Below are 13,308 nucleotides of genomic sequence, written 5' to 3'. Positions count from 1 at the left end.
CCGCGGAACTGGCTTTGCCAGGCCGCCGGCGATACCCCCCAGGGGCAAGACGCGAAGCGGCACAGGGGGGACTTCTAGTTCTTCAGCAAGGCATCTCGGCGTTCCTGCGCGCGTAGTACCACCACGTCACGACGATGCAGACCGCATAGAAGGCGGCAAAGCACCACAGGGCGGCGTTGGGCGCGCCCGTCAGGGCAATCGAGCTGCCATAGCTCTTGGGAATGAAGAACCCGCCATAGGCGGCCATGGCGGCCGTGAAGCCCAGCGTGGCGGCGCCCAGGGTGTTGCCTTCCTTGTTGGCGCTGGCCACGGCGGCGGGGTCATTGCGGTCCACGCCGCGCAGGGCCTCGGTCAGGAAGATCACGGGAATCATGCGGAAGGTGGAGCCGTTGCCGATGCCGGTGGTGAGGAACAGCACCAGGAAGCACACGAAGAAGCCGGCAAACTGGCCTTCATGGCCGCCCGCGGGCAAGAACACGGTGACGCCCATCACGGCCACGGCCATGACGATGAAGTTCCACAGCGTGACGCGGGCGCCGCCGAGCTTGTCGGCCAACCAGCCCCCAAAGGGCCGCACCACGGCGCCCACCAGCGGCCCCAGCCAGGCGTAGGCCAGCGGGTTCACGCCCGGAAACTGGCTCTTGATAAGCAGCGGAAAGCCTGCGGCATAGCCGATGAAAGAACCGAAGGTGCCCAGGTACAGCACGCACATCAGCCAGTTGTGCTTGCGTTTGAAGATGGCGGCCTGCGCTGCAAAGGAGGCCTTGGCGTCGGCGATGTCGTTCATGCCGAACCAGGCGGCCAGCGCGGTGACGGCGATCCAGGGCACCCAGATGAAGGCGGCGTTCTGCGTCCACACCTGCACGTTCTGGCCGTTCTTGACGATGGTCTGGGCGTCGCCGCCGAAGACGCCGAAGATGCCGGCGGTGACGACCAGCGGGCTCAGGAACTGCACCACGGACACGCCCAGGTTACCGAGGCCCGCATTCACGCCCAGGGCCGAGCCCTTGCGCTCCTTGGGGAAGAAGAAGCTGATGTTGGCCATGCTGGAGCTGAAGTTGCCCCCGCCCAGGCCGCACAGCAGGGCCAGGATGAGCATGGTGGGGTAGGCCGTGGTGTTGTCCTGCACGGCAAAGCCGATGCCGATGGCCGGGATCAGCAGGCTGGCGGTGGAGATCGCCGTCCAGCGGCGCCCGCCCACCAGGGGGACCATGAAGGAGTAGAAGATGCGCAGCGTGGCGCCCGAGAGGGCGGGGGCGGCGGCCAGCCAGAACAGCTGGTTGGTGGAGTACTTGAAGCCCAGGCCGGGCAGGCTCACGGCCACGACGCTCCAGACCTGCCAGATGGCAAAGGCCAGGAACAGCGCGGGCACCGAGATCCAGAGGTTGAGCTTGGCGACGGCTTCGCCTTCGCGCTCCCAGAACGACTTGTCCTCCGGGGTCCAGAGGGTGAGCAGGCGCCCCGTGCGCCCGCTGGTGGTGATGGCAGACATGGTGAGGGTCCTTAGAGAAAGAGATCAGCGGGCGGCGGCCGCCACAGCGCCTTGCGCGCCCATGACACGGGTGCGGCGCACCTCCGTGAAGTACATCCAGATGAGCGACACCCACACCACGCCGTACATCAGCATGAAAGCGCTGGAGCGGACGCCGGTCAGGTCCATCAGCGCGCCAAACAGGATGGGCAGGATGAAGCCGCCCATGCCGCCGGCCAGGCCGACGATGCCGCTGATGGTGCCGATGTTCTTGGGGTAGTCGTCGCTGATGTACTTGAACACGCTGGCCTTGCCGAAGGCCCAGCAGATGCCCAGCAGGAACATCAGGCCCGTGAAGGCATACACGTTCAGGCCGATGTGGAAGGTCTTTGCGCCATTGACGGTGGCGATGGTGAAATCGGTCTGCGGATAGGACAGCAGGAACAGGCAGATCCAGCTCACCCACATCACCCACCAGGTCACGCTGTGCGCGCCGTACTTGTCCGACAGCACGCCGCCGATGGCGCGCAGCACGCCGCCGGGCAGCGAGAAGCAGGCCGCGAGCAGCGCCGCCACGCGGATGTCCAGGCCGTATTCGCCCACGTAGTACTGCACCATCCACAGCGACAGCGCCACATAGCCGCCGAACACGATGCTGTAGTACTGGCAGTACTTGAGCACCTTGGGGTCCTTCAACGCCTTGAGCTGGTCGGTGAACTTGACGTTGCTGGGCACCCGATGTGCCGGGTCGCTGTGGCTGAACAGCAGGAACAGCACCAGCGTGCCGAGCATGATGGCGGCGTACACCTGCGGCACCATGGTCCACCCGAAGGCCACCAGGATGACGGGCGCCACGAACTTGTTCACGGCTGCGCCCGAATTGCCGGCGCCGTACACGCCCATGGCCGTGCCCTGGCGCTCCTTGGGAAACCAGCGCGCCACGTACGGCGTGCCCACCGAGAACGAGCCCCCCGCCAGGCCCACGAACAGACCGATGGTGAGGAAGTGCCAGTACTCGGTGGCGTAGCTCATCAGCCAGATGGCGGGGACGGTGGTGGCCATGACGGCGGCCATCACGATGCGGCCGCCGAACTTGTCGGTCCAGATGCCCAGGGGCACCCGCACCAGCGAGCCCGTGAGCACGGGCATGGACATGAGCAGCCCGAACTGCGTGGAGTTCAGGTTGAGCATTTTCTTGATCGGGATGCCGATGACGCCGAACATCATCCAGACCATGAAACAGACGGTGAAGGCGAAGGTGCTGACGATCAGCACGGACCAGGCTTGGCGGGTGCGCTGAGGGCTGGAAGCCTCGGGCTGGGCAGGATGTGCCATGCGCTATTCCTCTTTTCTTGCGTGTGAGGAATGGTCGCTGGCGGGGCGGCTTTTGCCCATCCTTCGCTAGACCAGCCGGGGCGCGGCAGAAGGACTAGTGCTTTCGCAGCGGGCATCGTCCGAAAGAACTAGGCAGCGTGCAGGCCCGCGTGCGGCCACGGGCGCTGCGCCGTGGCGCACAGCCGGCTGTGCGGACAGTGAAATAGGTGCAAAATCGGGCCCCAGCCCGCATTGAACAAGCGCAAAATGCTATAAATAGGATAGCAATCTGCCACCTGCAGCGGCGCAGGACCACGGGCCGCGGGGCCGTGCTACTCGGCCCGCTGGCGGTCCGATGCGTACACCGCCGCCTGCACCCGCGAGCTGAGGCCCAGCTTGCGCAGGATGTGCTGGACGTGGATCTTCACGGTGGTTTCCGCGATGTCCAGCGTGCGTGCGATTTCCTTGTTGCTCAGGCCGCGCGCAATCTCGCGCAGCACTTCCTCCTCCCGGGGCGACAGGGGGGAGAGGCTGCCCTCCGCCGTGGCGGCGGCCGGCTCGGGCACGTCGGCCGCCGGTGGCGCCATGGCGGGCGCCGGCACGCCCTGCGACTGGAACGCCGCCACCAGCTTGCCCATCAGCTCGGGGCTGACGACGGGCTCGCCGCGCGCTGCGCGGCGGATGGCTTCGGCCAGCAGTTCGCCATCGATGGTCTTGAGCAGGTAGCCCTGCGCGCCGTTGCGCAGCGCGGTGGCCAGGTCCTGCGCGTCCTCGCTGACGGTGAGCATGAGCACGCGCGAGGTGGGCGAGACCTCGCGCAGCCCGCGGATGGCGTCCACGCCCATCACGCCGGGCAGGTGGTTGTCCAGCAGGATGACCTGGGGGCGCAGCTGCGGCGCCAGGCGCAGGGCCTGGGCCGCGTCGCCGGCCTCGCCCACCACCTGCAGGCCGTCGTCCAGCGAGAGCAGGGCGATCAAGCCCCGGCGGAACAGGGTGTGGTCGTCCACCACCAGCAGCGTGACGGGAGGCTGCGCGGCCGGGATCGCGCCCGTCATGGTGCGACGGCCTCCCGGGCCGTACTGGCGGCAGCGGTCGTTCCAGAATTTCCAGACGTGCCGGAGATGCCTGGCGCGCCGGAGGCGGCCGCAGGCTCCTGCGGCCGCGCCGCCGCGGGCAGCGGCGCCGTCGCGCCGGTGGGCAGCTCGATGCTGACGCGCGTGCCTTGGCCGGGGGCCGAGTCCACCTGGACCACCGCGCCAATGCGCTGCGCACGCTCGCGCATGATGCCCAGGCCCACATGGGTCGAATCCGGTGGCACCGCGGCCACGTTGAAGCCGCGGCCGTTGTCCAGCACCTCGAACTTCCAGCGCGGATGCCGGTGCACCAGCACCTCGACCCGCGTGGCGCCCGCGTGCTTGCGCACGTTGGACAGCGCTTCCTGCACCATGTGCAGCACCTGGATCTGCACGTCGGGCGCCAGCGGCAGGCCGTGGCCCGACATGCCCAGGGTGGTGGCCATGCCTGTCTGGTGCTCGAACTTGGAGAGCGTGGCGCGCAGCGCCGATTCGATGTCCTCTTCGCTCGTGCGGGTGCGGAAGTGCACCAGCAGCTCGCGCACGTCGGCATAGCACTCGCGCACGCCCACGTCGAGCTCGGCCATGCTGCGGTCGCGCTTGGCCTCGTCGCCGCGCGCCACGGCGTCGCGCAGCAGCTGCGTCTGGATCTTGAGGAAGGCCAGCGACTGGGCGATGGAGTCGTGCAGCTCGCGCGCCAGCAGGCCGCGCTCTTCGGCCACCGCGGCCTCGCGCTCCAGCGCGGTGGCGCGCAGGCCTTCCATGGCGCTGGCCAGGTGGCGGGTCATGGCCTCCAGCAGCTCCCGCAGCTCGTCGGTCAGCTCCACATGCGTGCGGAAAAACAGGTCCACCTCGCCCAGCAGCTTTTGCTGCATCTCCACGGGGATGGTGACCATGGTCTCGAAGCCGGCGTCATGGCAGTGCGGCAGCGACACGCCCGTGGTCGCCGTGATCGGAATGACGCGCATGCGCGCCTGCATCTGGGGCTGGCCGCACAGGCAGGCCCCGGTGGGCAGGCAGTGCTCGCTTTCGGCCATGCTGCGCGGCAGGCCGTCGCCGGCCAGCAGCACATAGCGCTCGTTGGCCTCGTTGGACCAGCGCACCGCGGCGGCATCCGCGCCCGCCACGCGGCGGATCTGCTGCACGAAGCCCTGGGCCAGCGCTTCCAGGCTGTCGGCCGTGGACGCCAGCGCACTCACCTCGTAGAGCGCGCCCAGGCGCTGGTTCTGCACGGCGATGCTGGCCGTCTTCTTGCGCACTTTCTCCTCCAGCTCGTCGTGGGAGGCCTGCAGGGCGTGCGCCATCAGGTTGAAGCCCGCGGAGAGCTGGCCGAACTCGTCATCGGTGTCCACGGTCAGCCGGGTGCCCAGCTCGCCCTGGCGCAGGCGGGCCTGGGCGGCCTGCAGGCGCGCCACGGGGTTGATGACCAGCAGGTAGCTCACCGCCATGAACGTCACGGCCGCAACGATGGCCAGCGCCATCATGAACAGCTGGAACAGGTGCAATGCGGCCGTCCAGCCGGCGATCTGGATCTCGATGGCTTCGACAAAGCCGTCCACCTGGCGCACAAAGTCGTCGGCCTGCGCCAGGGCGCCCGCCCGGTCTTCCGCACGGCCACTGGTGAACCCGGCCCGGGCGCCAGCCCATTGGTTGCGGACGGCGTCAAAACGCGTTCGGGTCTCGGTGCTCCACGGCACGAACAGCGGCCGGGAGGGATCGCCCGTGCGCAGCAGCTCCAGGCTGGCGTCGAACTGGCGCGCACGCTCCAGCACCGCCTCGGGGGTCTCGGTCTGCAGCACCAGCACCATGCGCAGCATGTTCATCCGCAGCCGGCCGGCCTCGTTGACCGCGGCCGCGCCGCCCTCCAGCTTCCAGGTGACCCACAGCGTCAGGCCGATGGAGGCGAGCGCCACCATCAGGAACCCCGCGCCCACGGCGAGGAGTTTGGCGGTCAGGGTGGGCTTGGTGCGCATCGGCGCAGTGTAGGGAGGGTCGCAGGCCAAACGCTTGACGTACGTCAATTTTCGCCAGGGTAGCATGGCGCCATGAGGATGACGAGTTCCTGCCCTTTGCCCCTGGCGATCCCATGGACGGCGGCACGGCGCATGCGCCGGCTGCTGGCCCGCATCGCCCTGGCCGCTGCGGCAGCCCTGGCCACGGGCTGCGTCACGACCGCTCCTGCCACGCTGCCCGCGACACCGCCCGCCGCGCCGTGGCCCGACCGGCTGCAGGCCTTGCTGCCGGCCGACGTGCTGCTGCTGGGCGAGCAACACGACGCGCCTGAGCACCAGCGCCTGCAGCGCGAGGCCGTGCAGTGGCTTGCCGCGCGCGGGCTGCTGGCGGCCGTGGTGCTGGAGATGGCCGAGAGCGGCCACAGCACGCGCGGCCTGCCGCGTGACGCCACCGAGGCGCAGGCGCAGGCCGCCCTGCAGTGGAACGATGCGGCGTGGCCCTGGAAAGCCTACGGCCCCGTCGTCATGGCCGCGGTGGCGGCCGGGGTGCCGGTGCTGGGGGGCAACCTGCCCCGCTCCGCGCTGCGCGCCACCCTGGCCCAGGAGGCGTGGGACCAGCACCTGCCGGCCCCAGCCCTGCAGCGCCAGTACCAGGCGCTGCGCGACGGCCATTGCGGGCTACTGCCCGAAGCGCAGATCGCCCCCATGGCCCGGGTGCAGATCGCACGCGACGCGCGCATGGCGCGCACGGCGCAAGAAGCGCTGCAGCCCGGGCAGACGGTGCTGCTGATTGCCGGTGCCGGGCACGTGCTGCGCAGCCTGGGCGTGCCCACGCACTGGCCGGAGAGATTGAGGTCAAAAGTGCTCCTAGCGCAGGCGGGTATTGCGCAAGCAGCTATCAAAACAGAAGCAAATGCCGTGGTGGAGACACCGCCGCTGCCGCCCGGGGACCCCTGCGAGGCCCTGCGGCAGCCCCGGTAGCGGCCAGGGCCACGGCCGGTAGCGCCAAGGCATGCGGCCTGCTCAGGCGGGTGCGGGTGCCGGCACTGCGGCGGGGGCGTTGCGCTCTTTCAGCAGCGCGGCAAAGGCGTCGGCGGGGACCGGGCGGCTGCACAGGTAGCCCTGGTACGAATCGCACCCGCGCTCCTGCAGGAACGCCAGCTGGCCCGGCGTTTCCACCCCCTCGGCCAGCACCGACAGGCCCATGCTGTGGCCCATGGCGATGATGGCCGCGCTGATGGCCATGTCGTCTTCGCTTTGCGGGATGTCGCGGATGAAACCCTGGTCGATCTTGAGCACGTCGATGGGAAAGCGCTTGAGCTGGGCCAGCGAGGAATAGCCGGTGCCGAAGTCGTCCACCGCAATGCGCAGGCCCAGGCTGCGCAGGCGCATCAGCACCTGGCGGGCCTCCTCGGTGCGCTCGGCCAGGGCGGTTTCGGTGATCTCCAGCTCCAGCAGCTCGGGCGGGAAGCCCGATTGCTTCAATGCACCTGAGGCGCAGCCCGCCAGGTCCGTCAGGTGGAACTGGCGCGGCGACACGTTGACGGCCAGCGTCAGGTCCGGCAGGCCGGCCTGGCGCCACGCCTGGCCCTGCCGGCAGACCTCGCGCAGCACCCATTCGCCCAGCGGGCCGATGACGCCCGAGGTCTCGGCCACGGGAATGAACCGCGTGGGCGAGATCAGGCCCTCGTCCGGGTCGTTCCAGCGCACCAGCGCCTCGGCCCCCACGATGCGGCCGGTGGCGATCTCGACCTGCGGCTGGTAGTACATCTGCAGGTGGCCGTGGGCCATCGCCAGCCGCAGGCGCGACTCCAGCGCCAGCCGCTCGCGCGCGGCCTGCGTCATGGCCTCGTGGAAGAAGCACCAGGCCCCGCGGCCGCGCGCCTTGGCGCCGTACACCGCCGCATGCGCGCCTTGCAGCAGCAGCTCGCTGGTGTCGGCGTGCTCCGGGAACATGCAGATGCCCACGCTCACGCCGGCCACCACCTCGAAGCCGTCGGGCGAGTGCCACGGCTCGGCCACCGCCCGGATCAGGTGCCGGGCCACGGCGGCCGCGCCGTCCGCATGGCGCAGGTGGCGCGCCACCACGGCCAGCTCGTCGCCCGCCAGCCGCCCCATCACGTCGCCCGGCCGCAGCGCGGACTGCACCTGCCGCGCGATGTGCTTGAGCACCTCGTCGCCAGTGGCGTGGCCGTAGCTGTCGTTGACGTCCTTGAAACGGTCGAGGTTGAGCAGCAGCACGGCAATGTGCTCGCCGCTGGCGCGCGCCTCCACCACCGCCTGCTCCAGCTGGAAGCCGAACCACGAGCGGTTGGACAGCCCCGTGAGCGCATCGTTGTGCGCCAGGAACTCCAGCCGCTGCTGCTGCAGCTTCTCCTCGGAGATGTCGGTGAACATGCACACGTAGTGCGTGGTCTGGCCGGCCGGGTCGCGCACGGCCGACAGCGACATGTGCTCGGGAAAGATCTCGCCGTTCTTGCGGCGGTTCCAGATCTCCCCCTGCCAATGCCCCGTCTGCCGCAGGGTGACCCACATCGCGTCGTAGAACGCCTTGTCGTGGCGCCCCGACTTGAAGATGCGCGGCGTCTGGCCCAGCAGCTCCTCTTCGGTGTAGCCCAGCAGCCGCGTGACCGCCGCGTTGGCCGAGAGAATGCGGCTTTGCGCATCGGTCACCACCACGCCTTCGATGGTGTTGTCCACCACCGTGGCCGCCAGGCGCTGGTGCGTCTCGCTTTTCTTGAGCGCCGCACGGGCGGCCTTGATCTCGTCCAGGTCCTGCACCACGCACACCAGGTGGGCCGGCTCGTCCTCGGTTTCGGGCACCAGCGTCACGGTGCACAGCACGGGCACCAAGCGGCCGTCGCTGAGCCGCTGGCACTCACGCTCGCTCACGTAATGGTCGATGTCGCCGGACAGCAGGCGCGCCAACTGCTGATGCGCCTCCTGCGGGTCCGACGCCTGCATCACGTCGCGGAAGTTCAGCGCGCACACCCGGGCGGGCGGTGCGCCCAGCAGCTCGCACAGCCGGTCGTTGGCCCATAGGAAACGCCCGTCCGCCGCCAGCCGGGCGAACCCCGCGGGCGCATGGCGCACGATCTGGGCCAGCTCCTTGGCCATGGTCATGCGCACCTTCTCGGCGCGGCGCATGTCGCGCAGCAGCCACCAGGCCACGCCGCTGGTCAGCAGCACGTACGCCCAGCCCTTCCAGGTCTGCAGGTGCGTGAGCACCACCGGATCGGTCACCCACCGCACCAGCAACTCGTCGCCCAGGTACACCCAGGCCGCCCCCAGCACCAGGTACAGCAGCATGCCCCGCCAGGGGGCGATACGTGCGGCGTCGTCGCCCGGATTGGTCATCAAAATCCTTGTTCCAACGGCGCCCGGCCATGCTGCGACAATTGCACAGCTATGAACAACGCCTACATCCTCACCCTGTCCTGCCCCGACCGCCTGGGGCTGGTGCATGCTGTCTCGGGCTTCCTGATGGAGCACGGCGGCAACATCGAAGAAGCCGCACAGTACAACGACCACGATACCGGCCTGTTCTTCATGCGCGTGCAGTTTGCCTGCGACCAGCACGACCACGCCACGCTGAAAACCCGCCTCGCCAGCTTTGCCGAACCCTTCCAGATGCACTGGCGCCTGCACGCCACGGCCACGCCGATGAAAACGGTTCTCATGGTAAGCAAGGAAGGCCACTGCCTCAATGACCTACTTTTCCGGTGGAAAAGCGGCCTGCTGCCCATCGACATCCGTGCCATCGTCAGCAACCACCGCGACTTCTACCAGCTGGCGGCCAGCTACAACGTCCCCTTCCACCACATTCCGGTCACCGCCGCCACCAAGGCGCAGGCCGAAGCAAAACAGTTCGAGATTATCGAGGCCGAAGGGGCCGATCTGGTGGTCCTGGCTCGTTACATGCAGATACTATCGCTTGACCTATGTCAAAAACTGGCCGGCCGGGCCATCAACATCCACCACAGCTTCCTGCCCAGCTTCAAGGGGGCCAAGCCGTACTACCAGGCGCATGACCGCGGCGTGAAGCTGATCGGCGCCACCGCCCACTACGTGACGGCCGACCTGGACGAAGGCCCCATCATCGAGCAGGACGTGGCCCGCGCCGACCACACCGACACGGTGGAAGACCTGACGGCCCGCGGCCGCGACACCGAAAGCCTGGTGCTGGCCCGCGCCGTGAAGTGGCACAGCGAGCACCGGGTGCTGATCAACGGCCACAAGACCGTGGTCTTCCGCTAAATATGGAACACCCCCCTGAGGCGCTGCGCGCCTCTGTGCTGCCGCCAGAGGCTCCTGCTCTTCGGAGTCGTCCAAGCCTGCGCAGGCAGGCTTGGAGCCGCGACCCTCAGCCCCGGCTCAGGCCGCGGCAGTTTCATGCGCTGCGCATATTGCACAGCGCAGAGGTTTACTGAGTGTCCACGGCACTCGCATCGTCCTTCCTCAGCAGCGCGGCCCGGCGCATCCCGCCCATCCAGTGCCTGCTCACGTTCGAGGCGCTGGCGCGCCTGCGCAGCGTGACGCAGACGGCCGACGAGCTGTGCGTCACGCCCAGCGCCGTGAGCCACCGCGTCAAGCAGCTGGAGCAGATCCTGGGCGTGCGGCTCTTCGGCCGGGCAGATTTTTCGCTGACCACCGAGGGCAGCGCCTACCTGGCCCATGTGCGCGAAGGCCTGGGCGCGCTGCAGCGCTTTCCCGGCGCGGCCGCCGCGCCCGGGCGCCGGCGGCTCAAGCTGGCGGTGACGCCCACGTTCGCCCGCACCATCCTCATCCCGCGCCTGCGCCAGTTCACCGAGGCCTACCCCGAGATCGACCTGGCGCTGCAGGTGTCCATCCCGCTGCTGGACGTGGTGGCCGAGGACGCGGACCTGATGGTGCGCTTCGGCCCGGGCCACTATGCCGACGTGGAGCATGTGGAACTGGCGCGCGACGTGGTCACGCCCCTGGCCTCGCCCGCCTTCGTGCGCGAGCACGGCCCCTTCGACCGGCCCGAGGACCTGGAAGGCGTGACCCTGCTGCGCAGCCCGCTGGAGCCCTGGCGCACCTGGTTTGCCGCCGCCGGCCTGGACTGGGCCGAGCCCAGCGAAGGCTCGCAATTCAACGACATCGGCCTGATGTGCGACGCCGCTGCCGCCGGCATGGGCGTGGCCCTGGTGCGCTTGAAGCTCGGCGCGCCCTGGCTGGAGAACGGCGCCCTGGTGCGCCTGTCCTCCCAGGACGCGCCCAGCCCCCATGCGCACTACCTGTGCTGGCGCACCGGCACCATGGACCGGTGGGAATGCGCGGCGTTTGCCGAGTGGCTGCGAAAAACGATGGTGTGACCCCGTGAGCGGCTGCGCCGCTTCCCCCTTCTCTCGGCTGCGCCGGGAAGGGGGACGCAGCCCTCGCTGCGGGGCGGCCCTGGCTCGGCTGCCCTCGCCCGAGCCGCGCCCTCCTCTACCAGAATCAGGCAAAAATCGGCCCTCAGCGCTTATCCACCAAGCGCTAGCAGCTATCAATTCAAGAGCGTCCCGGTGTTTTTCACAAACACCTGCAGAAAACCTCACGCCCCGCCCTCCGCCATCCCCTACAGTGGCGGCCATGAACACCGCCCCTTCTTCCGCCCCGCTCCCGACCTCCGCCGAGCGCGCCGCCCGCCAGGCCGAGGTCGTGCAGGCCCTGGGCCGCGTGGTGCCCGGGCACGCGCTGCTCTGGAATGCCGAGGACACCACGCCGTATGAATGCGACGGCCTCACCGCCTACCGGCAGCGCCCGCTGGTGGTGTGCCTGCCCGAAACGTATGACCAGGTGCAGGCCGTGCTGCGCACCTGCCACCAGCTGCAGGTCCCCGTGGTCGCACGCGGCGCAGGCACGGGCCTGTCGGGCGGCGCCATGCCGCACGCCATGGGCGTGACGCTGTCGCTGGCCAAGTTCAACCGCATCCTGGACCTGGACCCGGTGAGCCGCACCGCGCGCGTGCAGTGCGGCGTGCGCAACCTGGCCATCAGCGAAGCCGCCGCGCCCTACGGCCTGTACTACGCGCCCGACCCCAGCAGCCAGATCGCCTGCACCATCGGCGGCAACGTGGCCGAGAACTCGGGCGGCGTGCACTGCCTGAAGTACGGCCTCACGGTGCACAACGTGCTCAAGGTGAAGGGCTTTACCGTGGAAGGCGAGCCCGTCGAGTTTGGCAGCGAGGCGCTGGACACCCCCGGCTACGACCTGCTGGCCGCCGTGATCGGCAGCGAGGGCATGCTGGCCGTGGCCACCGAAGTCACGGTGCGCCTGATCCCCAAGCCGCAGCTGGCGCGCTGCATCATGGCCAGCTTTGATGACGTGCGCAAAGCCGGCGACGCCGTGGCCGCCGTGATCGCGGCAGGCATCATCCCCGCGGGCCTGGAGATGATGGACAAGCCCATGACGGCGGCCGTGGAAGATTTCGTTCACGCAGGCTACGACCTCACGGCCGAGGCCATCCTGCTGTGCGAAAGCGACGGCACGCCCGAAGAGGTGGAGGAAGAAATCGCCCGCATGAGCGACGTGCTGCGCGCAGCGGGCGCCACAGCCATCAGCGTGAGCCAGGACGAGGCCGAGCGCCTGCGCTTCTGGAGCGGCCGCAAGAACGCCTTCCCCGCCAGCGGCCGCATCAGCCCCGACTACATGTGCATGGACTCCACCATCCCGCGCAAGCGCCTGGCGGACATCCTGCTGGCCATTGCGGAGATGGAAAAGAAATACGGCCTGCGCTGCGCCAACGTGTTCCACGCGGGCGACGGCAATCTGCACCCGCTGATCCTGTTCGACGCCAACGACGCCGACCAGCTGCACCGCTGCGAGCTGTTTGGCGCCGACATCCTGGAAACCAGCGTGGCCATGGGCGGCACGGTGACGGGCGAGCATGGCGTGGGGGTGGAGAAGCTAGGCAGCATGTGCGTGCAGTTCACGGCCGAGGAGATTGGGCAGATGCATGGGCTCAAAAGCGCGTTTGACCCGGCGGGGTTGCTCAATCCGGGGAAGGCGGTGCCGACGCTGAACCGGTGTGCGGAGTACGGGAAGATGTTGGTGCGGGGGGGCGCGATTAAGCACCCGGAGCTGCCGAGGTTTTGATGGTTTTGGGCTGCAGCGCTTATTGGATGAGCGCTGGCAGCTATTGATTTTGCAGTGCAGGACTGTTTCAACCGTTCGGGCTGAGCCTGTCGATCTCCCGCGCCTCCCGCCCCGTTCGGACTGAGCCTGTCGAAGCCGGGGTGCGCCCCCAAAACCGTTCGGGCTGAGCTTGTCGAAGCCGGGGCGCGACCGCTCGCTCGCCAATCTGTACCGCACGCCCTGCTGGCGGCGGAGGCCGGGATTTCGCCCCGGCGGGCGAGGTACTTGTTCTTTGCTTCGCTGTTCAGACCGGACACATGGTTAACAGGTGTGCGGGGACATGGTTTACAGATTTGATTAAACGGCTTCGGTGTCGGTCAGGTCAATCACCAGACAGCGGTGATGCGCGAAGAACACT

9 protein-coding genes are annotated in these 13,308 nt (G+C 68.7%); 4 read left to right on the top strand and 5 right to left on the bottom strand.

Features of this window, described 5'->3' with window-relative positions:
- Nucleotides 1-82 precede the first annotated feature (82 nt).
- The 4 genes from LWW96_RS14055 to LWW96_RS14040 form a co-directional block, all read right to left on the bottom strand.
- Complete coding sequence (locus LWW96_RS14055; protein WP_291488003.1) at nucleotides 83-1,492, bottom strand: NarK family nitrate/nitrite MFS transporter; 1,410 nt, start codon at nucleotides 1,490-1,492, stop codon at nucleotides 83-85.
- A 24-nt stretch (nucleotides 1,493-1,516) separates the two neighbouring features.
- The gene (locus tag LWW96_RS14050; RefSeq protein ID WP_291488001.1) at nucleotides 1,517-2,806 is read right to left on the bottom strand and encodes a nitrate/nitrite transporter; all 1,290 of its coding nucleotides are present in this window, start codon (nucleotides 2,804-2,806) and stop codon (nucleotides 1,517-1,519) included.
- Between the two features lie 311 nt (nucleotides 2,807-3,117).
- Nucleotides 3,118-3,840 carry a response regulator gene (locus LWW96_RS14045; protein ID WP_291488000.1) on the bottom strand — a complete coding sequence of 241 codons (723 nt, stop codon included), beginning with the start codon at nucleotides 3,838-3,840 and terminating at the stop codon, nucleotides 3,118-3,120.
- The gene (locus LWW96_RS14040) at nucleotides 3,837-5,831 is read right to left on the bottom strand and encodes a type IV pili methyl-accepting chemotaxis transducer N-terminal domain-containing protein (protein WP_291487998.1); all 1,995 of its coding nucleotides are present in this window, start codon (nucleotides 5,829-5,831) and stop codon (nucleotides 3,837-3,839) included. Before LWW96_RS14040 ends, LWW96_RS14045 begins: the two co-directional genes overlap by 4 nt.
- A gap of 96 nt (nucleotides 5,832-5,927) precedes the next feature.
- Here LWW96_RS14040 and LWW96_RS14035 point away from each other — a divergent pair, with 96 nt between their 5' ends.
- Nucleotides 5,928-6,791 (top strand): ChaN family lipoprotein, encoded by an 864-nt coding sequence (locus LWW96_RS14035; protein WP_291487997.1) that lies wholly within the window; start codon nucleotides 5,928-5,930, stop codon nucleotides 6,789-6,791.
- Nucleotides 6,792-6,833: 42 nt separating this feature from the next.
- On the opposite strand, the gene LWW96_RS14030 is transcribed toward LWW96_RS14035, so the two are convergent.
- The gene (locus LWW96_RS14030) at nucleotides 6,834-9,167 is read right to left on the bottom strand and encodes a bifunctional diguanylate cyclase/phosphodiesterase (protein ID WP_291487995.1); all 2,334 of its coding nucleotides are present in this window, start codon (nucleotides 9,165-9,167) and stop codon (nucleotides 6,834-6,836) included.
- 51 nt (nucleotides 9,168-9,218) lie between these two features.
- Between LWW96_RS14030 and purU the strand changes: the two genes are divergently transcribed.
- The 3 genes from purU (at nucleotide 9,219) to LWW96_RS14015 (ending at nucleotide 12,911) form a co-directional block, all read left to right on the top strand.
- Nucleotides 9,219-10,067, top strand: a complete 849-nt coding sequence (gene purU, locus LWW96_RS14025; protein WP_291487993.1) for a formyltetrahydrofolate deformylase — start codon at nucleotides 9,219-9,221, stop codon at nucleotides 10,065-10,067.
- Nucleotides 10,068-10,240: 173 nt separating this feature from the next.
- Nucleotides 10,241-11,146, top strand: a complete 906-nt coding sequence (locus tag LWW96_RS14020; RefSeq protein ID WP_291487991.1) for a LysR substrate-binding domain-containing protein — start codon at nucleotides 10,241-10,243, stop codon at nucleotides 11,144-11,146.
- Between the two features lie 259 nt (nucleotides 11,147-11,405).
- Nucleotides 11,406-12,911 (top strand): FAD-linked oxidase C-terminal domain-containing protein, encoded by a 1,506-nt coding sequence (locus LWW96_RS14015; RefSeq protein WP_291487989.1) that lies wholly within the window; start codon nucleotides 11,406-11,408, stop codon nucleotides 12,909-12,911.
- Nucleotides 12,912-13,308: the final 397 nt, after the last annotated feature.

Origin of the sequence: Acidovorax sp. (assembly GCF_021287135.1) — a bacterium.
Classification (GTDB): Bacteria; Pseudomonadota; Gammaproteobacteria; order Burkholderiales; family Burkholderiaceae_C; genus Acidovorax.
The sequence above is the reverse complement of the archived record's forward strand: the minus strand, read 5'-3'. Positions and strand labels throughout refer to the sequence as shown.

Bases quoted from the DNA above. Each gene is read 5' to 3' on its own strand.
- LWW96_RS14015 (WP_291487989.1), top strand. From the start codon at position 11,406: ATGAACACCGCCCCTTCTTCCGCCCCGCTCCCGACCTCCGCCGAGCGC.
- LWW96_RS14040 (WP_291487998.1), bottom strand. From the start codon at position 5,831: ATGCGCACCAAGCCCACCCTGACCGCCAAACTCCTCGCCGTGGGCGCG.
- LWW96_RS14050 (WP_291488001.1), bottom strand. From the start codon at position 2,806: ATGGCACATCCTGCCCAGCCCGAGGCTTCCAGCCCTCAGCGCACCCGC.
- LWW96_RS14045 (WP_291488000.1), bottom strand. From the start codon at position 3,840: ATGACGGGCGCGATCCCGGCCGCGCAGCCTCCCGTCACGCTGCTGGTG.
- LWW96_RS14055 (WP_291488003.1), bottom strand. From the start codon at position 1,492: ATGTCTGCCATCACCACCAGCGGGCGCACGGGGCGCCTGCTCACCCTC.
- LWW96_RS14030 (WP_291487995.1), bottom strand. From the start codon at position 9,167: ATGACCAATCCGGGCGACGACGCCGCACGTATCGCCCCCTGGCGGGGC.
- purU (WP_291487993.1), top strand. From the start codon at position 9,219: ATGAACAACGCCTACATCCTCACCCTGTCCTGCCCCGACCGCCTGGGG.